Raw genomic sequence first — 19,904 nt, forward strand, 5'->3', positions numbered from 1 at the left:
TTCCCAAACTCCAGGCACAAAAAAACCGACCCTGAGGTCGGTTTTTTCAAAGCGACGATGCGTCTGAATTACTCAGCAACAACGTTCAGCTTAACAGTAGCGAATACTTCAGAGTGCAGTTGCACGCTGATTTCGTACTCACCAGTGTTACGCAGTGCACCTTCTGGCAGGCGAACTTCGCTCTTCGCTACAGCAACGCCAGCTGCAGTTACAGCGTCAGCGATGTCACGAGTACCGATAGAACCGAACAGTTTACCTTCGTCACCAGCTTTAGAAGCGATTTCTACCGCTTCCAGTGCTTCAACTTGCTCAGCGCGCGCTTGTGCAGCTGCCAGAGCTTCAGCAACTTTAGCTTCCAGATCTGCACGACGAGCTTCGAAGTGCTCAACGTTAGATTTAGTTGCCATTACTGCCTTACCTTGTGGGATAAGGAAGTTACGTGCGTAACCAGACTTAACAGTTACCTGATCACCCAGACCACCCAGGTTAGCGATTTTATCAAGCAGAATAACTTGCATTATCTATTCCTCTATTAACTTGGACAGTGCCGATTACTGATGCTTGTCAGTGTATGGCAGCAGAGCCAGGTAACGTGAACGCTTGATAGCGCGTGCCAGCTGACGCTGGTACTTAGCACGGGTACCAGTGATACGGCTAGGTACAATTTTACCAGCTTCGGTGATGTAGTTTTTCAGAGTCGCTACGTCTTTGTAATCGATCTCTTGTACGCCTTCTGCAGTGAAACGGCAGAATTTACGACGACGGAAGAAACGTGCCATGGGGCTATCTCCTGATCTAAATATCTATAATTTCATCGGCATGTAACACTAATCTACCTGCGCCGTTTCGGCTGGTCTGGTAAGCGAGAAACCCACTTACCTTAATGTTACTACCTAGAGCTAAATGCTGTGTTTTGTATTGAGAACCTTGCCCGCTCGCTACCACTTGTAATCGGCAGTAGGCTTGCCTTGGCAATCCAGCTTCCTGTTGTTCCGAACGATGCTCAAGCACAAAGTGACAATGAGGTATTCCGGCAGGACTCTGTTTTCGAATCGGCCCCTGGGTGATAACACCTGCAAGCTCAATTCGATTGGTCATCAAGTCAAATTACTCAGCTGCTGCTTCGCCTTCAGATTGTGCTTCTGCACGCTCTTCGCGACGTGGTGCGCGCTCTTCTTTAGCCTTCATCATGATAGATGGCTCAGTGATAGCGCCTTTGGTACGCATGACCATGTTACGGATCACAGCGTCGTTGAAGCGGAACGCAGTTTCCAGCTCATCAACAACTGATTGCTCAGCTTCAACGTTCATCAGAACGTAGTGTGCTTTGTGCAGTTTGTTGATTGGGTAAGCCAGTTGACGACGGCCCCAGTCTTCCAGACGGTGGATCTGACCACCTGACTCTTTGATAGAACCAGTGTAACGCTCGATCATGCCAGCAACTTGCTCGCTTTGATCAGGGTGCACCATGAATACGATTTCGTAATGACGCATTGGTTGCTCCTTACGGATTATTCAGCTTCCACGCTTGGCCCGGTCGTCCAGCGGAAGCAAGGAACGAAAGTAAAAGACCGGGAATTTGGAGGCAGGATAGTACAGAATTGCGCCGCTAATAGCAACAAAAAGCACAACGCCCGGAGAAATAAATTACCGGGCGTTGCTTTGTGTGAAAACGGTCTGTTTTCTTGGAGTTATCCGCGGCGCTGGCGCACAGCTTCAAACAGGCAGATACCAGTCGCGACCGACACGTTAAGGCTCGACACGCTGCCAGCCATCGGAATGCTGATGAGATCGTCACAAGTCTCGCGGGTCAATCGGCGCATACCATCACCTTCTGCGCCCATCACTATCGCCAGAGGTCCAGTCAGTTTCGCGTCATACACGTCATGAGTTGCTTCACCAGCAGTGCCGACAAACCACACGCCTTTTTCCTGCAACGCACGCATGGTACGGGCTAGGTTGGTCACACGAACCAAAGGCACCACTTCTGCAGCGCCAACAGCCACTTTGCGAGCTGTCGCGTTTAGTTGAGCAGATTTGTCTTTCGGCACAATCACCGCGCACACGCCAGCAGCATCGGCGTTACGCAGACACGCGCCCAGGTTATGTGGATCCGTCACCCCGTCCAACACCAATAGCAGAGGGCTCTCTTTGCCATCCAGGATGATGTCGAGGTCGTTTTCATTGTACTGGCGACCTGGCTTCACGCGGGCAATCAAGCCCTGATGAGAGGCACCTTTCGCTTTGTCATCCAGTGCTTTACGGCCCATTTCCTGCAGAGTGATACCTAGGCGGGTCAACTCATTCAATACAGGTAATACACGATCATCCTGACGGCCTTTCAGTACGAAGACTTCGATGAAGCGGGACGGATCAGATTCCAGTACGGCTTTAACGGCGTGGATGCCGTAAATCATTTCATTGCTCATGGATTACTTCTTATTCTTGCCTGCTCTGGCTGGTTTGCCTTTCTGCGCCTTTTTCTTGCGCACCTTCTCTGCCTTGGTTTTCTTCTTCGCCGGGTTTTCGCTTTTGCCGCCACGCTTTCCGGACGGGGCTTTATCACCCTCACCTTTTGGAATTGCGCCACGCTTCAACTGTTGGCGAACAGACATACGCTCTTGACGGGCTTCAGGATTTTTCCCTGACTCGGCGCGGCCTTTCTTGGCTTTATTGCGGGCAGTTTTACCTGCTCCACGCGCTTTACGGGTTGTTCCGTCCAGCTCGAAATCGATCATCCTTTCATCAAGGTTGACGGATAATACTTTGACCGTGACCTGATCGCCAAGTCGGAAAATACGACCAGAGCTCTCGCCCACCAGTTTTTGCCCCACCATGTCGTAGTTGTAATAGTCGTTGTCAAGGTTCGAGATATGCACCAAGCCATCAATGTGAAGCTCTTTCAGGCGTACAAAGAAACCGAAACCAGTAACATTGGCAATAGTGCCTTCCATGACTTCGCCAACATGATCCTGCATGTATTCACACTTAAGCCAGTCAGAGACATCACGGGTTGCGTCATCTGCACGGCGTTCTGTCATCGAGCACTGTTCGCCCATCACGTCCATATCATCAAAGGAGTAGTGATAGCCGCCGGTTGGAGTCCAACGGTCTTTGTTTCGACCTTCTTCTTTGGCAATCAGGTATTTGATCGCACGGTGCAGCAGCAAATCCGGATAACGACGGATTGGCGAGGTAAAGTGCGCGTACTGCTTGAGCGCCAGACCAAAGTGACCAGAGTTATCGGCCTGATATACCGCCTGCTTCATAGAGCGCAGCAGCATAGTTTGGATAAGTTCCTGATCTGGACGGCCAGCAATCAAATGCGCCAGTTTGGCGTAATCGGTTGGAGACGGCTCTAAGCCACCTTCAAGTGCCAGACCCATTTCGCTCAAGAAGTCTTTAAAACCAGTGAGACGCTCCTCGCCCGGCGCTTCGTGCACGCGGTATAGCGCAGGCTCTTTGGCTTTCTCAACAAAACGCGCAGATGCGATGTTCGCCAGAATCATACATTCTTCGATGATCTTGTGGGCGTCATTACGCTCAACTGGCACAATACGCTCAATCTTACGCATGGCATTGAAGATGAATTTGGTCTCAACGGTTTCAAACTCTATCGCACCGCGATGTTCGCGTGACGCCTTCAACGCTTTGTACATACGATTCAGTTCTTCCAGATGCGGAACCAACGGCGCATAGCGCTCGCGAAGTTCTTCATCACCGTCGAGCATCGCAGCGACTTTGGTGTAAGTCAGACGCGCGTGGGAGTTCATTACCGCTTCGTAGTGTTTGAAGCCGGAAAGCTTACCGGCTTCTGAAATAGTCATTTCACACACCATACACAAGCGGTCTACCTGTGGGTTCAGTGAACACAAGCCATTGGAAAGCACTTCCGGCAACATTGGTATGACCTGCGACGGGAAGTACACCGAGTTACCGCGATTCACTGCTTCTTTGTCCAACGCCGAGTCTGGACGTACGTAGTAGCTCACGTCTGCAATCGCGACCCAAAGGCGCCATCCGCCAGATTTTTTCTTCTCACAGAATACGGCGTCATCGAAGTCACGGGCATCTTCACCGTCAATGGTGACAAGCGGCAAGTCACGCAGATCAACACGACCTTTTTTCGCGTCTTCCGGTACTTGCTCGGTGAAGCTCTTGATTTGTTTTTCGACGTCTTGTGGCCACTCGTGCGGAATGTTGTGGGTACGCACGGCAATTTCGATTTCCATGCCTGGCGCCATGTTTTCGCCCAGCACTTCAACCACACGGCCCACCGGGTTGTGCTGACGGGTTGGACGCTGGAAAATTTCCACCACCACAACGTTACCCATACGTGCGCCTTTACGCTCTTCTTGCGGGATCACGATGTCTTGACTGAGACGCGAGTCATCCGGCACCACAAAGCCCATGCCGTTTTCGACAAAATAGCGGCCAACAATCTGGCCTTTTCGCTCTTCCAGCACACGAACCACGCGGGCTTCTTTGCGGCCGCGTTTATCCGTTCCTGCCGGCTGCGCAAGAATGAAATCACCGTGCATCACCTGCTTCATCTGGTGATGTGGCAGCAGCCAGTCTTCACGGTTGCCTTTGCCTTCCGGGCGCAGGAAACCGAAACCGTCGCGGTGACCAATCACGGTGCCTTTGACGAGGTCCAGGCGCTCAGGCAGTGCATAGCACTGACGGCGGGTAAAAATGAGCTGGCCGTCACGCTCCATTGCGCGGAGTCGGCGGCGCAAGCCCTCGTATTCTTCGTCGCTGCGCAAACCCAGCACTTCGAAAAGCTGGTCGCGGCTTACCGGAGTGGTAAAACCTTTAATCACCTCGAGGAGGTGCTCTCGGCTCGGCACAGGATTGTCGTATTTTTCTGCTTCACGACCCAAAAAAGGATCGTTGCTATGTAGGTGTTTGTCCTGAGACATATAAAATTCCCATTAGCGACATGTGCTACTCAGTATATCGCTTTGAATAAAAGAAATTGGGCACCCGCAAGAAATACCGACAAAAACTGGCAGTTCGTCTCAAACGATGAGAATCAGAGCGGGCGCGCTGGGATAAGAAGGTGCTTCAGGTCATCATTGCCTGACACCATGTCATGAAGTGTGTAATTGTCCATCTCGTTAAGAAAAGCATCCAAAGCTTTCGCAAAGGCACCTTTCAGACGACAAGCTGACGTAATGTGGCAATTTGGCTGCTCACAATTAACAAGTTGCAAAGGTTCGAGAGCACGGATCACTTCGCCGACAACAATGCTCTTTGCAGGTTTACCTAACCGGATCCCGCCGTTCTTTCCCCGAACAGCTTCCACAAGTCCTATCTGACTCATACGGTGAACAATTTTCACCATATGGTTACGGGACACCCCATATTTTTCGGTGACCACAGTAATGCTCGTCAACTCTCCTTCTGGGAGGGTAGCCAGATATATCAGTGCCCGCAGGCCATAGTCGGTAAAACTGGTTAATTGCACGTTATCAACTCTCCTTTCACACAGTGTACTTTGAAAGTAAAAAGCGCGCACTCTCTGATTTTTCTTTACGTCTCAGTAACCAAACTGCTCAGTTTTAAATCATCATACCTTTTAATCTTTTTGTTGATTTAAACATTCATTTTAGATACAACTTTTAACATGCATTTAAGATGAATCTTTAAAAACATAAGAAGGTAAACTTCATGCTCAACGAGAAAACCATTGAAATTGTAAAGTCCACAGCCCCTTTGCTTGCTGAAACCGGCCCTAAACTGACAGCGCATTTCTACGAGCGCATGTTCAGCCAACATCCTGAACTCATGAATATTTTCAACATGAGTAACCAGTTTACGGGAGATCAACGCGAAGCACTTTTCAATGCGGTGTATGGCTATGCAGCCAACATTGATAACTTGCCAGCCCTGCTGCCAGTCGTCGAAAAGATCGCGCAAAAGCATGCGAGTTTTAATATCACGCCCGAAATGTATGACATCGTCGGTGAAAACCTGTTGGCAACGATAGATGAGCTTTTCTCTCCAGGTCAGGAAGTGTTAGACGCATGGGCAGAAGCCTATGGTGTATTGGCACAGGTATTTATTAATCGCGAAGAGGAAATATACCAACAGAACGCCGACTCTAACGGCGGCTGGCGTGGCACACGCACTTTCAAGCTAGTCAGCAAAACGCCTGAAAGTGAAGTGATCACCAGTTTCATTTTTGCCCCTGTCGATGGTCAGTCAGTCGCGGACTATATGCCTGGGCAATACATCGGCATATACCTGTCTCCTGAGCAATTTGCTAATCAGGAAATCCGCCAGTACAGCCTGTCTGCCGCGCCAAATGGCGAGCTTTACCGTATCTCTGTGAAACGAGAAGCGCAGGGAACGGTTTCGAATTATCTGCATGACCACCTCAACGTGGGCGATACCGTTGAGCTCGCGCCACCAACCGGCGACTTTTTCTTCCATTCGGACAACGACACCCCAGTTGCTCTAATTTCAGGTGGCGTTGGGCTGACCCCTATGCTGTCGATGCTGGAATCTCTCAGCAGTAAACATGATGCCCAAATCCACTGGCTACATGCATCTGAAAATGGCGATCACTATGCTTTTGGTGCCCACATTGATACCTTGCTGAGCCAGCATCATAGTGCCAAGCGTGACGTGTGGTTCCGTGAACCATCAGACGCGGATTCACCGGGTGAACAATTTGACCATCAAGGCATGATAGACATCAGTAAAATTGAAGGGTTAGCAGAGGATGTAAGCCGCGATTTCTATCTCTGCGGCCCGGTTGGTTTTATGCAGTCCGTAGCCACACAGCTTGTCGATGCTGGCATCAACAAAGATCGTATTTTCTACGAATGCTTTGGCCCACACAAAGTAATTTAAGACTCATACAGAACGCAAAATGCCCGCTATATGCGGGCATTTTTAATTCGTTCTGAGCATTACCAATAGGTATCACGCCGTTTCGCACGGGCAATGACATTGCGTGGCATCTTGTCTTCTAAAGCGCGTCTAAGCATAGCGATGCGATTGTGCGTGGACGAGTCTGCTGTGATGGTGTGGTACAGCCAGCGATACGCATCTTCGTAATCCAGCGGACTGCCGTAATCAGCAACCAGAAGCTCGGCTAATTGAAGCCTCGCCCGCGTGTTCCCGAGAGATGCAGCTTCACGCAAATATGGAATCGCCCGTTCTTTGTCCTGCTGCACCAAGGTGCCTTTGGAGTAATAGCGACCAAGTTGCTCTAGCGCCGCTGGCAAACCCTGCTGTGCCGCAACCTGCATGTAATAAACGCCAGCTTCGACATCTCTATCAACACACACACCCCATGCCAACATATCACCATAAAGGAACTGGTAAGCTGGGGATTCAACGCGAATGGCACGGGCTTCGATATCTTGAAGGAGCTGACAGTCGTCTTCTTTCACTTTTTTAAGGTGAGTATTCGACTCAAACAGACGGATCAATTGCGACTCTTCATACACAGGAAGAGCCGGACCCACTTCCGCTTTGGCGAAAGGGCTGGCTAACATCATGGATATAAATAAGGTACGCAGTTTCATGCCTTCCCACTATACAGGTTCTGTTCTGCCAAACAGGCGAATCATCCATCTCTCTGGCATTGGATACGGTGTGTCTTGCCTAACCTATATCGGCAAGGATTTGCCGAACTTTACCCTTTTTCCGGCGAAAAATTTCCACCAACTAATATCAATAGTATAGGGTGGGTTGGGCAAAAAAAAACCAGCCCTAAAGGCTGGTTTTTCTCTCATCGGTAACCGATTAAGACGCGAAAGGATGAACCTTGATGATGGTCTCGTTGCGGTCTGGGCCAGTAGAGATGATGTCTACAGGTACACCGGTCAGCTCTTCGATGCGTTTGATGTAATCCAGTGCTGCTTGTGGCAGTTCTTCAATAGACTTGGCACCGAAAGTCTTCTCGCTCCAACCAGGAACGGTTTCGTATATTGGAGTGATGTTCTCGTACTCGTCAGCCGCCATAGGAGAAACATTCAGGATAGTGCCGTCTGCTTTCTGGTAACCCGTACAGATTTTGATCTCTTCCAGGCCGTCCAGCACGTCCATCTTAGTCAGACAGAAGCCAGAGATAGAGTTTATCTGAATTGCACGGCGCATTGCCGCTGCATCGAACCAACCAGTACGACGCAGACGACCGGTAGTCGCGCCAAACTCGTGTCCAATAGTACCCAAGTGCTTACCGATTGGATCTTGCTTCTCTTGACCGTCATAAAGTTCAGTCGGGAAAGGACCAGAACCTACGCGTGTGCAGTATGCTTTCGCGATACCCAGGATATAACCCAGGTGACGTGGACCAAAGCCAGAACCTGCAGCAACACCACCAGCAGTTGTGTTTGAAGAGGTAACGTAAGGGTAAGTGCCGTGGTCGATATCCAGCAGCGTACCTTGCGCGCCTTCGAACATGATCTTGTCACCACGCTGACGTGCGTCGTCCAGCTCTTGGGTGACGTCGATAACCATGCTGGTCAGGATGTCAGCTTGCTCCATCACTTTCGCTAAGGTTTCTTCATAGCTTACTGGTTCTGCTTTGTAGAAGTGCTCCAACTGGAAGTTGTGCAGTTCCATCACTTCCTTAAGCTTCTCGGCAAACGCTTCTTTATCGAACAGGTCACCAACGCGCAGACCGCGGCGGGCAACTTTGTCTTCGTAAGCAGGACCGATGCCGCGACCGGTCGTACCGATAGCTTTTGCACCACGTGCTTTCTCACGCGCCATATCAAGAGCAATGTGATAAGGAAGAATTAGCGGACAAGCTTCTGACAAGAAAAGACGCTCACGTACTGGAATGCCGCGCTCTTCCAGACCGCTCATCTCTTTCATCAGGGCGTCTGGAGACAGAACAACACCGTTACCGATGATGCATTTTACGTTGTTGCGAAGAATGCCAGAAGGAATCAAGTGTAGAACGGTTTTTTCACCGTCAATGACAAGAGTGTGACCTGCGTTGTGGCCGCCTTGGTAGCGAACAACGTACTGAGCGTCTTCAGTCAACAGATCAACGATTTTACCCTTACCTTCGTCACCCCATTGGGTGCCGAGAACGACTACGTTATTACTCATCTTTTCCAGTCAGTTGATGATTAAAACGGGATTCTAGCACCATCGTTTGAAGGATGCAGTCATTTTTTGAGCGCCGTCCTGCTTGTGGTCATCGGGCTGTCACAGTTTTTTGCTCTTTCGATTTACTTGGACGGCCACATCATATATGCGATTACCGCACCTGCGACGACTAAACATCCACCAATACGACGTAGGGTAGCATCAGGTAACAGGCTCATTTCGCTGACCATTTGTCGCCATTTTTTCGGTACCAACATCGGCCCCAGCCCTTCAACCACCAGCACTAAACCCATTGCAAGCCACAACTCATTGCCCATTTTTTACTCTCGTTTGTTCGGATAAAAAAAAGACAAGGCATGATGCCTTGTCTTTTCTGTTTTGCTGTCAGACAACGTGATTAGTTTGCCTTCAACGTCGGCTCTTTCATGTACTGGAAGAACTCGCTATTAGGGTCAACAACCATGATGTCGCCCTTGTTGTTGAAGCTCTTCTCGTAAGCTTGCAGAGAGCGCAGGAAGTTATAAAACTCTGGCTCTTTGTTGAAGGTGTTTGCATAGATCCTTGCAACTTCTGCATCCGCCTCACCACGTGTTACACGTGCAGTACGCTCTGCTTCTGCCAAAACGGTAGCCACTTCCAGTTCAGCTTGAGCGCGGATAACTTCCGCCTTCTCACGGCCTTGTGAACGGTGACGACGAGCAACAGTTTCACGTTCAGCACGCATACGTGCGTAGATTGACTCACTGATTTCATCAGGCAGGTTGATCTTCTTGATACGAAGGTCAATCACTTCAATGCCGATGTCGTTAGCACTTTCCTGAAGTTCACTCAGTACGTCTGCCATCACCTGCTCACGCTTCTCGGACACGATTTCCTTAATGGTTTTCGAACCGATTTCTGCACGCAAACCATCTGCCACTTTACGTTGCAAAAGGGCTTCAGCAGTCAGACGGTTACCACCACCTGTTGAAAGGTAGTACTGACCGAAATCTTTGATTTTCCACTTCACGTAGGAGTCGATGATCACGTCTTTTTTCTCAGACGTTACAAAACGGTCTGATTGGTCATCCATGGTCTGGATACGTGCATCTAACACTTTAACGCTATCGAAAACAGGAACTTTAAAATGAAGCCCCGGCGGGTAAATTTTCGCCATGTCATCGTCAGCTTTCAGTACACGACCGAAACGAATCACAATACCGCGGTCTCCTTCGTCGACGACGAATACTGACATCAAGCCCAAAACGAGCGATATGATGATTAGAGGAATTAACAACTTACGCATAATTAATATCTCCCCTGGCGCGAAGTCGACGAACGGCTGTTGCTTGGCGCTGCAGACTGCGTCGAGCTTTCCAGCTCAATGCCGTAATCTGATGCATTGCTGTTAACCGTGGTCGAACGTTGCTGAGGAGTTTGGTTCATCAGCTTATCCAATGGCAGGTAAAGCAGGTTGTTACCGCCTTCCTGAGAGTCAATCAACACTTTACTGGTGTTACCGAAGACGTTCTCCATGGTCTGGAGGTACAGACGGCTACGCGTGACTTCAGGTGCAGCCTGATATTCAGGCAGCAGCTTCTCGAACTGCGCTACGTCACCCTCTGCTTCATTAACGGTTTTCTCTTTGTAACCCAGTGCTTCTTTCTTCAGACGCTCTGCACGACCCGTTGCTTTAGGCAGAATATCGTTGCGATAAGCTTCTGCTTCACGGATGAAACGCTCTTCATCCTCACGTGCTGCAATCGCGTCATCAAATGCGTCTTTTACCTGCTCCGGTGGACGTGCTGTGTCAAAGTTCACATCAACCACCAGAAGACCCATGTCGTAACGGTCCACGATACGGTTGATTTCGACTTCAGTGCGTTCACGGATTTCCTGACGACCAGAGGTCAGGATTTGGTCCATCACAGCATCACCAATCACTGCACGCAGCGCAGAGTCAGTTGCCTGACGCAGGCTGTCATCTGCATTGGTAACTGCAAACAGATATTTCTTCGGATCAGCAACTCGGTATTGCACGTCCATTTCAACACGCACAACGTTTTCGTCTTTGGTCAACATGTCGCCTGAGCCGCGCAATGAACGAATCGCCTGAACGTTTACCGGCGTTACTTCATCGATAAACGTTGGCTTCCAGTTCAGACCTGGCTGCACAATGCGATTATATTCGCCAAAACGTAGTACAACACCACGCTCCGCTTCACCGATAGTGTAAAACCCTGAGACACCCCAGATCACTGCACCCACAACGGCAATAACGCCCAAACCAGCAGCACCGCTGCCACCTAAAGACGGCCCCTTGCCGCCAAACAAGCCACTCAGTTTGCGGCTTAATTTGCCAAACACCTCATCGAGGTCAGGCGGCCCTTGGTCACGACCACCGCGGTTACCCCACGGATCTTTGTCCTGACCGCCATTATTTCCTGGCTCATTCCACGCCATTAGAGCACTCCATCAGTATGATATGACGATAGTTTTTATACTGTAACAGGCTGTCAGTGGACGATAAAGTCGCCTAACTCACTGCCTTCCCTTTTTTTCAACCTCAACCAGTCTGTTTGAGGTAACCGCACGTCGACTAGCAAATGTCCGTCCTGCTCGTATTCTTCATGCGTAATACAGCGCAACTGACAGAATTTACTGTGCATTCTGCCGATTGCCGCAGGTGGAATACGTAAGCGATAGCTTACCATAGTCCCAGCCAGCCTCTCGGTCAGTGCCTCAAAAAGAAGATCTATGCCCTGATCTGCCAGTGCAGATACATAGACAACACGGGGTAAACCTTCTTCATCACGCTCAATTCGTGGCGAGGCCTCTTCCATGTTGTCGATTTTGTTCATCACCAACAATGTTGGGATCTCATGTGCATCGATTTCTTCAAGTACCACATCAACCGCTTCGATGTTCTCGCGGAAGCGATCATCACTGGCGTCGATAACATGCAGCAGCAGAGCTGCTTCCTGCGTTTCCTGCAAAGTGGCTTTAAACGCAGCTACCAGATCATGGGGTAGATGACGGATAAACCCAACAGTATCGGCAAGAATCACATCACCAACATCTTCCACCTCGATTTTGCGCAATGTCGGATCCAGCGTTGCAAAAAGCTGATCCGCCGCGTAAACCCCCGCTTCAGTGATGCGGTTAAAGAGAGTGGATTTGCCGGCGTTGGTGTATCCGACCAGCGAAACGGTTGGTACTTCAGCACGGCTCCGGGCACGTCGTCCCTGTTCGCGCTGCTTAGACACTTTCTCAAGTCTACGCAGAATCGCCTTAACACGATCACGCAGCAATCGGCGGTCCGTCTCAAGCTGGGTTTCACCCGGGCCACGCAGACCAATCCCCCCTTTCTGACGCTCCAAGTGCGTCCAACCTCTTACGAGACGGGTAGAAAGATGGCGAAGCTGCGCCAGCTCTACCTGCAACTTACCTTCGTGAGTGCGGGCTCGCTGTGCAAAGATGTCCAAGATCAAACCGGTGCGATCAAGCACACGACATTTGACCAGACGCTCGAGGTTTCGCTCCTGCGCTGGAGAGAGCGCATGGTTGAAGATAACAATGTCAGCCCCAGTCATCCGGACAGCGTCTGCAATCTCTAGGGCTTTACCTTCACCTACGAAGTATTTGGAATGCGGGGACTGGCGACTACCCGTAATGGTTTGTAGCCTGCTAACCCCCGCTGACGATACCAGCATTTCAAATTCGCTGAGATCTTCCCATTCGCCTTCCTGGGTGAAGTTGATATGAACTAAAACAGCCTGTTCACCGGCTTCATAACGGTCAAACAAGCGATCAACTCCTTACCAAAGGATTATTACTCCTCAGTCTTCTCTTGCGGACGTTCGTTTGGTGAACGCTCAGAGTTGTTGTGATGGTGGTTCACTGGGCGAGCTGGGACCACGGTAGAAATCGCGTGCTTGTAAACCATTTGGTTTACAGTGTTTTTCAGCAGGATCACGAACTGGTCAAAAGATTCGATCTGGCCCTGAAGCTTGATACCGTTTACCAAGTAGATAGAAACAGGTACACGTTCACGACGCAGTGCGTTCAGAAATGGGTCTTGTAGAGATTGCCCCTTAGCCATTTTTAATTTTCCTTATTGGTTTGTAGTTGTATTAGCAACAATAAAATCAACAACGCCGCTTACAACAACCCAAAGTATACCTGTCTCTTCCCGGATCAGGTCAGACACTTTGTGACTGTTTGTAACGATAGCCCGGCATCGTCGCTATCAAGCCATGTCAAATCATCCCAGCTACGAAGCCAAGTGATCTGACGTTTGGCTAACTGACGGGTTGCGCACACACCGCGATAAACTGCATCGTCAAGCGAACAGCTACCCGCCAAATAATCCCACATCTGTCGGTACCCAACACAACGGATCGAAGGCATATCAGGATTCAGATCGCCACGATCATAAAGTTTGCGTACTTCCGCTTCGAAACCAGCTTCCATCATTTTCTGGAAACGCAGTTCGATACGTCGATGCAGTTCTCCCCTTTCCTTAGGGGCTATAGCAAATTGATGAACCTCATATGGCAATGGTTCACCTTTGGTTTCGGTCAACTCAGTGAGAGTTTTACCCGAAATACGAAAAACTTCCAGCGCTCTAGACAATCGTTGAGGATCATTCGGGTGGATCCTCGCACCTGCGACAGGGTCTACTTTGCACAACTCGTCATGCACTGCCTGCCAGCCGCGCTCCTTCGCTTCCTGTTCAATTTTAGCGCGGATCGTTGGATCCGCCGATGGCAAAGGAGACAAACCTTCCAATAATGCTTTGAAATAAAGCATGGTACCACCAACCAAAAGGGGAATTCTCCCTTTTGCGACAATATCTTCCATTTCGCGCAAGGCGTCTGCACGGAAGTCCGCAGCCGAATAGGCTTTTGATGGATCGAGGATGTCGATCAATCGATGCGGAGCCAATGCCAACTCTTCTGCAGTTGGCTTGGCCGTGCCAATATCCATTTCCTTGTAGATCAGAGCGCTATCAACACTAATGATTTCAACAGGAAACTGTTTTCTTAGGCCAATTGCCAGATCAGTTTTACCTGATGCAGTCGGCCCCATTAAAAAAATTGCCTTCGGCAATGGCTTAGTCATGTTTAAAAGCTTCTATTGCCGTTGTCACGTCAACCGGACGCAACAACGTTGAATAATGCACTACCAGCCTGTCCTGCCAGCAGTTTTCTAAATCAGAGATCAGTGTAACGGCTTGCGACAAACCGTATACGTCTGTTTTTTGCGTCGCCTGACCTGCGAGCCACTTTGCCAGTGATTCAGCAGTCACTGTATCGGATTCACTGGCAATAAATGCCATTAACGCGGGAACGAACTGCTGCAAATTATGATTACGCATCGGCTGGCAAACGGCCATCACCATCAACTGGGTTGACGACTTTTGGCGAAGAAGCATACCAAATTGCTGAAGCAGACTTTCATGTTTCGCAAGTAATGCCAACTCTTCACCCGATGCAGGTAGCGCCTGAGGAATCAAAAGCGGTTGCGCTTTCATGCCTTCGCCCTCTGCCGCAGCCTGGAATTGTCCGAGCATGGCGAGGTAAGAAGCGGCATCCAAATCCAGCAGGGCAATACCTTCGGCGCGTTGAAGCAATAAGTACTTGGACGACACCACGGCCAACGCCTTACCCAAGCCACTTCCTGCATGCCCAACGGAAACCGGTGTTTGTGTCATCGTTTGTGGGGTAAACACCGGAGCGGCCTCGGCCACTTGCGAATCCGCCGCAGGTACCACAGGGGTTGTCATAAGCGCTTGATACACTTCTTGCTCACGCTTCGACGGCGCAGTTTCTCCATATTGCTCACGGCGCGAACCACGGCCAGAAGAAGCTCCCGAAGACGACTGACTAAAACCTGAAGCACGTTGACTCTGCCCTGAAGACTGAGGCCGCCACTCTGCATATTCTGCCTGACCAGGGTAGTTGGAATAAGCAGAGCCCGAGCTTTGGCTTTCCACTGATTTGCCTGTTTCACCTACTGGGATATCAGGCATAGCTTCAGGCTGGGTAGCACTTTGCCCACTGCTGAGATCACTCACTGGCGACTGTTCAAACTCAAGCGCGGGAGCTTGCTCTGCCGCAACTTGAATTAAAGCATCTGCTACGGCCTGATAGATAAAGTCATGTACCAGACGGGCCTGATGGAAACGCACTTCATGCTTGGCAGGGTGAACATTCACATCCACTTGATGCGGATCGATATCGATATATAGAACGTATGCGGCGAATTGTTCGGGACGCAATGATGCTTCATAGCCCTGTCGAATCGCATGATTGATGAGTTTGTCTTTCATCATCCGCTGGTTCACAAAACAGTGTTGAATATCGTTCTGCGCCCGTGCACCTTCCGGCGTACAAATCCAGCCCTGAAGGGTTAAACCTTGATGTTCCAAGCTCACTTCCACGGCGCTTTTTACAAACTGAGAACCGCAAATAGCTGCCAGTCGTTTTTCACGCTGGGCGTCATTCGATGCCGCTCGATACTGGCGTACGATAGTGCCGTTGTGACGAAGCGTGATAGCCACATCAAAACGGCTCAGCGCAATGCGTTTCAGCAGCTCATCAATATGGCCGAATTCGGTTTTGTCAGTACGGAGAAACTTGCGACGGGCTGGTGTATTGAAGAATAAATCCACCACTTCAACCGTTGTCCCTACGGGATGAGCAGCAGGTTTAACCTGCACTGCCATATCCCGCCCTTCTGCATAGGCAGACCAAGCTTCCGATTGGGTAATGGTTCTCGACGTCAGCGTGAGGCGGGATACCGAGCTGATACTCGCAAGCGCCTCGCCACGAAACCCAAGACTGATGATAGCTTCAAGGTCATCAAGGCAGGAAATTTTGGAGGTGGCGTGACGGCTGAGTGCCAATTCGAGTTCTTCTTTGGCAATGCCTGACCCATTATCACGAATACGGATAAGCTTGCTGCCGCCTTTTTCGATATCGACATCAATGCGGGTCGCCCCCGAGTCAATGCTATTTTCGACAAGCTCTTTAACGACAGAAGCAGGCCTTTCAACCACTTCGCCTGCTGCAATCTGGTTCGCCAGACGCGCAGGTAAGATTTGAATTGCCATGCTTAGCTCCCGGGGATAATCAAGGTCTGGCCAACAGCCAACTCGTCAGAACGCAATTTGTTGGCGCGACGGATACTGTCTACCGTCACCCCATAATTGCTGGCAATTTTACCCAGATACTCTCCACGTTTCACTTTGTGCTGCTTATCCTTGGGCTTTACGCCCACAATTTTCAATTTCTGCCCGATAGCCAATTCATCAGACCGAAGCTTGTTGGCACTGCGAATGCTGGCAACACTCACATCATATTCCTGCGCGATTTTACCGAGAAACTCACCACGCTTAACGGTGTGAGTCATGGTTTTACCTGATGAGGTCACAGGCTTAGAGCTGCTTCCAGAGGGCTTGGTCGCTGATGCGAGCGCACCAACATTAACATCAGGAACAGTCAATACCTGACCTACTCTCAGAGTGTTGGACTTCAGGCCATTTGCCGCTTTTATCGCGGACACCGAGCTGCCGTATTTACTCGCAATCACTGACAAAGACTGGCCAGACGTCACTTTGTGTTTGACGCCATTCTTACGCGCAGCCATCAAGGTGCCATCTGGTGGGAATTCCTCGAAATAGGTCAGCACCCCCTTATAAACGGCATTGGCAATTTTCTTTTGGTGGCTGGCGGTATGCAGTAGTTTTTCTTCCTGCGGATTGGTGATAAAGCCTGCTTCAACCAAAAGTGATGGGATATCAGGTGATTTCAGTACTGCAAGACTCGCATGCTCAGGGCTGGATTTGTGAAGCTTAGTCACCTTACCCATTTCCTTCAGTACGCGAGTCGCAACGTCATAACCTTCTTTTTGTGAGTTACTGAACTGCAAATCCAAAACCGCACGGCTCAGGTACTCGTCTTCATTGTCGTTCAGTAGTGCGCCACCACCCAATAAATTGGACTGCTCTTCGTGTTTTTCTATCCAACGACCGATTTCACTGTTAGCACGGCGGCGGGATAACACCCAGACAGACGCACCGCGAGGCTGCGGTTTGTGGAATCCATCAGCGTGAATTGAAACTAACAGATGCGCCCCTTTACGGCGGGCGATATCCGAGCGCTTGTTGAGATCAACGAAATAGTCACCATTACGTGTCAGTACCGCCTTCATGCCAGGTACAGCGTTGATCTTGGCAGCAACCTGTCGGGAAATGGCCAGAGTCACATGCTTTTCATATTTACGCCGTGGCCCCACCGCACCCGGATCGTTGCCGCCATGACCTGGGTCGATAGCGATAATAATGTCGTCGGTACCAAATGGCAGTGCGGTCTGAGTTTCTGTCGCAGTAGCAGGCTTGGTTGGTTTACTCGGCTTAGCGGCAACTTTTTTATTGCCATGAGGAATATCAATGACCAGTCGGTGACCATATTCGCCACCCGGTGCCAGCGGAAACAGGCGCGGCACGCTTTTGTCTTTGAGTTCAAAAACCAGACGGTAGGTACCCTTGCTTGGCGGGTTACTCTTACGGATTTTGGAGAGAATCTTACTGTCACTGACGTTTTTCGGCAGCGTCATTCCCAAAGTGGTGTCTTTTAGATCCACGACCAGACGATCTGGCTTGGTTAGGGTGAAATAACTATATGAAGGCTCACCCGCCAAATCCATCACTACGCGCGTTTCATCCGGTGCAGGCCAGACCCGCACATTTTCCAGTGAATTTGCCAGTGCAGAAGAAAACGCTCCCAGCCAACAGATCAAACCCAGTAACACGCCCCGCCAAAGCATATCGTTATTTCCACTCCAGTTTTGCCAGCAGCGCTTCACCAACGGGCGTGTTGGCTGTTACCTGCACTGAACGTTGTTCGTCTTTGTATTTCAGTGTGATATCAAGATCCGGTTGCGGCAACAAACCCTCACCTTTTTCTGGCCATTCCACCAAGCAAAGTGCATCAGGTGTGAAGTAATCCCTGATCCCCATAAATTCCAGTTCTTCCGGATCAGCGAGTCGATAAAGATCGAAATGATAAACTTGCCAGCTATGCAGTTGGTAAGGTTCAACCAAGGTATAAGTCGGGCTTTTCACATTGCCAGAATGGCCTAAAGACTGGATAAAACCGCGGGAAAAAGTGGTTTTCCCCGCACCCAGATCACCGTGAAGATAAATTGTTGTTTGCTGCGCACACGATGCTGCCACAGCCGCACCAAAGGCAACTGTTGCCTGCTCATCGGCAAGCTCAGTCATAAAAGTCTGTGTCATGTTTCTCACTGCTTTTTCAACGGTAATGGCTCTGTCTACCGTTGCATTTGTTTTATGTTTTTTCCAAGAAAAGGAAGCAAATCACTGGCCACCAGCCCTCGCTCCCCTTCTCGCACAGCAGTATCTGCCGCGTAGCTATGTAAATAGGTTCCAAAGTGGGCTGATGCTGAAAGCGAGAGCTTTTGCGCCATACATCCAGCAATCACGCCTGTCAGGACATCTCCCATGCCGCCACTGGCCATTCCGGGGTTTCCTGCATCAATGATGCTTAAAGTGCAGCCATCATAAACGATTGTGCCTGCGCCTTTAAGCACCACTACACCGCCATAGCGTTTATGTAGTTCTTTGACGGCAGAAAAACGATCCCGTTCAATTTCTATTACGCTGGATCTCAATAAATTTGCGGCTTCTCCGGGATGCGGCGTCAAAACCCAGTGATCATTGTGTTTGGGAGCGTCCGCCAGCAGGTTAAGTGCATCAGCATCAACGACCATTGGTCGTCCGCTTGCAATAGCGGTATCAAATAGCTTTTCGGCCCAAGCACTTTTCCCAAGACCAGGACCTATGGCAATAACATCAGCCCAAGCCAGAATCCCGCGAAGCGTTTCAATGGTTTCGCTTTCGTGCCACCAGCGCGTCATCAGTTCTGGTTGGCGTGCCAACAAAGCAGGAACATGACTCTCATCAGTCACTACTGCAACTAATCCCGCTCCGCTTCGCAATGTCGCCTGACCACTCAGGATAATGGCACCGCCCATTCCTTTTTGACCACCCACACAAATCACACGCCCGGCATGGCCTTTATACGCGCTGTCCTTACGCTTAGGTTCCAGTTCAACAGCTTGAGAAAGCGTCAGCAGTGTAGACGAAGCAGGGATATGCGCAGCAAACTCCTCTCCAATACCCAAACCGTCATAGAGAATGTCACCACAATGATCGCGCGCCTTGCCGGTAAAGAGGCCTTGCTTCAACCCTACAAAGCTAACCGTACAATCTGCAATGACGGCCTCACCCCAGACGTGTCCGGTATCCGCATCCAAGCCACTGGGAAGATCCACCGCGATCTTGGGGCAGTTAATCGCATTGATAGCACTAACTGCTAACAGGTATGCGCTGGATAAATCGCGGCTGAGCCCGGTACCAAAGAGCGCATCAACAACCACGTCATAATTGTCGCTTGGCAAAGTGCCTTGCAAAATCAAACCACCAGCAGCCACAAACTTCTGCTGCGCTTTTAACGCATCACCAACGACAGTAGAAGGGTCTGCCACCGATAACAGTGTCACTGACATCCTGGCTTCCAGAGCGAGCCTGGCGATCACATAACCATCACCGCCATTATTGCCGCTGCCACAACACACAAGGATCGATTCTGCATCAGGCCAACGCTCTTTCATCGTGTCAAAAACAGAAAAACCCGCAAGTTCCATCAGGTTGTACATTTCCACACCAAGATCCGCTGCGATCTTGCGCTCTCCGTCTCTGACCTGATCCGATCGGTAAAGTGAGTGTGGTAGACTTGCGCTCATCTTTGTTTTTCCTT

General features: G+C 50.1%; 20 protein-coding genes. 1 reads left to right on the top strand and 19 read right to left on the bottom strand.

From position 1 onward, the window contains the following. Nucleotides 1-68: 68 nt before the first annotated feature. The 7 genes from rplI to nsrR form a co-directional block, all read right to left on the bottom strand. Nucleotides 69-518, bottom strand: a complete 450-nt coding sequence (gene rplI / locus K6Q96_RS15470; protein WP_251876747.1) for a 50S ribosomal protein L9 — start codon at nucleotides 516-518, stop codon at nucleotides 69-71. 33 nt (nucleotides 519-551) lie between these two features. Next, the gene (gene rpsR / locus K6Q96_RS15475; RefSeq protein ID WP_002539422.1) at nucleotides 552-779 is read right to left on the bottom strand and encodes a 30S ribosomal protein S18; all 228 of its coding nucleotides are present in this window, start codon (nucleotides 777-779) and stop codon (nucleotides 552-554) included. A gap of 16 nt (nucleotides 780-795) precedes the next feature. Next, nucleotides 796-1,098, bottom strand: a complete 303-nt coding sequence (gene priB, locus K6Q96_RS15480; RefSeq protein ID WP_251876748.1) for a primosomal replication protein N — start codon at nucleotides 1,096-1,098, stop codon at nucleotides 796-798. Between the two features lie 9 nt (nucleotides 1,099-1,107). Continuing rightward, nucleotides 1,108-1,494 carry a 30S ribosomal protein S6 gene (rpsF, locus tag K6Q96_RS15485; protein ID WP_062666658.1) on the bottom strand — a complete coding sequence of 129 codons (387 nt, stop codon included), beginning with the start codon at nucleotides 1,492-1,494 and terminating at the stop codon, nucleotides 1,108-1,110. A 197-nt stretch (nucleotides 1,495-1,691) separates the two neighbouring features. Further along, nucleotides 1,692-2,429, bottom strand: a complete 738-nt coding sequence (rlmB, locus tag K6Q96_RS15490; RefSeq protein WP_062666659.1) for a 23S rRNA (guanosine(2251)-2'-O)-methyltransferase RlmB — start codon at nucleotides 2,427-2,429, stop codon at nucleotides 1,692-1,694. Between the two features lie 3 nt (nucleotides 2,430-2,432). Further along, complete coding sequence (gene rnr / locus K6Q96_RS15495) at nucleotides 2,433-4,922, bottom strand: ribonuclease R (protein WP_251876749.1); 2,490 nt, start codon at nucleotides 4,920-4,922, stop codon at nucleotides 2,433-2,435. Between the two features lie 113 nt (nucleotides 4,923-5,035). Continuing rightward, on the bottom strand, nucleotides 5,036-5,470 hold the full coding sequence (gene nsrR / locus K6Q96_RS15500; RefSeq protein WP_251876750.1) for a nitric oxide-sensing transcriptional repressor NsrR: 435 nt from the start codon (nucleotides 5,468-5,470) through the stop codon (nucleotides 5,036-5,038). 203 nt (nucleotides 5,471-5,673) lie between these two features. Here nsrR and hmpA point away from each other — a divergent pair, with 203 nt between their 5' ends. Beyond that, entirely contained in the window at nucleotides 5,674-6,861 is a 1,188-nt protein-coding gene (gene hmpA, locus K6Q96_RS15505) for an NO-inducible flavohemoprotein (protein ID WP_251876751.1), read from the top strand. A gap of 59 nt (nucleotides 6,862-6,920) precedes the next feature. Here the strand turns inward: hmpA and motX are convergent, their stop codons facing one another. The 12 genes from motX to K6Q96_RS15565 form a co-directional block, all read right to left on the bottom strand. Next, nucleotides 6,921-7,541 (bottom strand): flagellar protein MotX, encoded by a 621-nt coding sequence (gene motX, locus K6Q96_RS15510; RefSeq protein WP_251876752.1) that lies wholly within the window; start codon nucleotides 7,539-7,541, stop codon nucleotides 6,921-6,923. Nucleotides 7,542-7,761: 220 nt separating this feature from the next. Beyond that, a complete protein-coding gene (locus K6Q96_RS15515) occupies nucleotides 7,762-9,078 on the bottom strand; it encodes an adenylosuccinate synthase (RefSeq protein ID WP_251876753.1) in 1,317 nt (438 codons plus the stop codon). Between the two features lie 122 nt (nucleotides 9,079-9,200). Further along, on the bottom strand, nucleotides 9,201-9,395 hold the full coding sequence (locus tag K6Q96_RS15520) for a DUF2065 domain-containing protein (RefSeq protein ID WP_002539404.1): 195 nt from the start codon (nucleotides 9,393-9,395) through the stop codon (nucleotides 9,201-9,203). 80 nt (nucleotides 9,396-9,475) lie between these two features. Further along, nucleotides 9,476-10,363, bottom strand: a complete 888-nt coding sequence (gene hflC / locus K6Q96_RS15525) for a protease modulator HflC (RefSeq protein ID WP_002539403.1) — start codon at nucleotides 10,361-10,363, stop codon at nucleotides 9,476-9,478. A 2-nt stretch (nucleotides 10,364-10,365) separates the two neighbouring features. Next, the gene (gene hflK / locus K6Q96_RS15530) at nucleotides 10,366-11,520 is read right to left on the bottom strand and encodes an FtsH protease activity modulator HflK (RefSeq protein ID WP_251876754.1); all 1,155 of its coding nucleotides are present in this window, start codon (nucleotides 11,518-11,520) and stop codon (nucleotides 10,366-10,368) included. A gap of 53 nt (nucleotides 11,521-11,573) precedes the next feature. Beyond that, nucleotides 11,574-12,863 (bottom strand): ribosome rescue GTPase HflX, encoded by a 1,290-nt coding sequence (gene hflX / locus K6Q96_RS15535; protein WP_251876755.1) that lies wholly within the window; start codon nucleotides 12,861-12,863, stop codon nucleotides 11,574-11,576. A gap of 26 nt (nucleotides 12,864-12,889) precedes the next feature. Next, nucleotides 12,890-13,159, bottom strand: coding sequence for an RNA chaperone Hfq (gene hfq, locus K6Q96_RS15540; RefSeq protein WP_062666682.1), 270 nt, complete (start codon nucleotides 13,157-13,159; stop codon nucleotides 12,890-12,892). Between the two features lie 95 nt (nucleotides 13,160-13,254). Next, entirely contained in the window at nucleotides 13,255-14,181 is a 927-nt protein-coding gene (gene miaA, locus K6Q96_RS15545) for a tRNA (adenosine(37)-N6)-dimethylallyltransferase MiaA (RefSeq protein ID WP_251876756.1), read from the bottom strand. Next, a complete protein-coding gene (mutL, locus tag K6Q96_RS15550) occupies nucleotides 14,174-16,174 on the bottom strand; it encodes a DNA mismatch repair endonuclease MutL (RefSeq protein ID WP_251876757.1) in 2,001 nt (666 codons plus the stop codon). The genes miaA and mutL overlap by 8 nt, the downstream gene beginning before the upstream one ends. A gap of 2 nt (nucleotides 16,175-16,176) precedes the next feature. Continuing rightward, nucleotides 16,177-17,889 (bottom strand): N-acetylmuramoyl-L-alanine amidase, encoded by a 1,713-nt coding sequence (locus K6Q96_RS15555; protein ID WP_251876758.1) that lies wholly within the window; start codon nucleotides 17,887-17,889, stop codon nucleotides 16,177-16,179. Between the two features lie 4 nt (nucleotides 17,890-17,893). After that, nucleotides 17,894-18,361 carry a tRNA (adenosine(37)-N6)-threonylcarbamoyltransferase complex ATPase subunit type 1 TsaE gene (tsaE, locus tag K6Q96_RS15560; RefSeq protein ID WP_062666691.1) on the bottom strand — a complete coding sequence of 156 codons (468 nt, stop codon included), beginning with the start codon at nucleotides 18,359-18,361 and terminating at the stop codon, nucleotides 17,894-17,896. A gap of 35 nt (nucleotides 18,362-18,396) precedes the next feature. Further along, a complete protein-coding gene (locus K6Q96_RS15565) occupies nucleotides 18,397-19,890 on the bottom strand; it encodes an NAD(P)H-hydrate dehydratase (protein ID WP_251876759.1) in 1,494 nt (497 codons plus the stop codon). Nucleotides 19,891-19,904 lie beyond the last annotated feature (14 nt).

Source organism: Grimontia kaedaensis (assembly GCF_023746615.1).
GTDB classification, from domain to species: Bacteria; Pseudomonadota; Gammaproteobacteria; order Enterobacterales; family Vibrionaceae; genus Enterovibrio; species Enterovibrio kaedaensis.

What these genes read in the sequence shown, in the direction of transcription:
- hflK (WP_251876754.1), bottom strand. Translation starts at nt 11,520, where the DNA reads ATGGCGTGGAATGAGCCAGGAAATAATGGCGGTCAGGACAAAGATCCG.
- K6Q96_RS15520 (WP_002539404.1), bottom strand. Translation starts at nt 9,395, where the DNA reads ATGGGCAATGAGTTGTGGCTTGCAATGGGTTTAGTGCTGGTGGTTGAA.
- tsaE (WP_062666691.1), bottom strand. Translation starts at nt 18,361, where the DNA reads ATGACACAGACTTTTATGACTGAGCTTGCCGATGAGCAGGCAACAGTT.
- hfq (WP_062666682.1), bottom strand. Translation starts at nt 13,159, where the DNA reads ATGGCTAAGGGGCAATCTCTACAAGACCCATTTCTGAACGCACTGCGT.
- priB (WP_251876748.1), bottom strand. Translation starts at nt 1,098, where the DNA reads ATGACCAATCGAATTGAGCTTGCAGGTGTTATCACCCAGGGGCCGATT.
- mutL (WP_251876757.1), bottom strand. Translation starts at nt 16,174, where the DNA reads ATGGCAATTCAAATCTTACCTGCGCGTCTGGCGAACCAGATTGCAGCA.
- rplI (WP_251876747.1), bottom strand. Translation starts at nt 518, where the DNA reads ATGCAAGTTATTCTGCTTGATAAAATCGCTAACCTGGGTGGTCTGGGT.
- K6Q96_RS15555 (WP_251876758.1), bottom strand. Translation starts at nt 17,889, where the DNA reads ATGCTTTGGCGGGGCGTGTTACTGGGTTTGATCTGTTGGCTGGGAGCG.
- K6Q96_RS15515 (WP_251876753.1), bottom strand. Translation starts at nt 9,078, where the DNA reads ATGAGTAATAACGTAGTCGTTCTCGGCACCCAATGGGGTGACGAAGGT.
- motX (WP_251876752.1), bottom strand. Translation starts at nt 7,541, where the DNA reads ATGAAACTGCGTACCTTATTTATATCCATGATGTTAGCCAGCCCTTTC.
- miaA (WP_251876756.1), bottom strand. Translation starts at nt 14,181, where the DNA reads ATGACTAAGCCATTGCCGAAGGCAATTTTTTTAATGGGGCCGACTGCA.
- rpsR (WP_002539422.1), bottom strand. Translation starts at nt 779, where the DNA reads ATGGCACGTTTCTTCCGTCGTCGTAAATTCTGCCGTTTCACTGCAGAA.
- hmpA (WP_251876751.1), top strand. Translation starts at nt 5,674, where the DNA reads ATGCTCAACGAGAAAACCATTGAAATTGTAAAGTCCACAGCCCCTTTG.
- rnr (WP_251876749.1), bottom strand. Translation starts at nt 4,922, where the DNA reads ATGTCTCAGGACAAACACCTACATAGCAACGATCCTTTTTTGGGTCGT.
- rlmB (WP_062666659.1), bottom strand. Translation starts at nt 2,429, where the DNA reads ATGAGCAATGAAATGATTTACGGCATCCACGCCGTTAAAGCCGTACTG.
- rpsF (WP_062666658.1), bottom strand. Translation starts at nt 1,494, where the DNA reads ATGCGTCATTACGAAATCGTATTCATGGTGCACCCTGATCAAAGCGAG.
- K6Q96_RS15565 (WP_251876759.1), bottom strand. Translation starts at nt 19,890, where the DNA reads ATGAGCGCAAGTCTACCACACTCACTTTACCGATCGGATCAGGTCAGA.
- hflC (WP_002539403.1), bottom strand. Translation starts at nt 10,363, where the DNA reads ATGCGTAAGTTGTTAATTCCTCTAATCATCATATCGCTCGTTTTGGGC.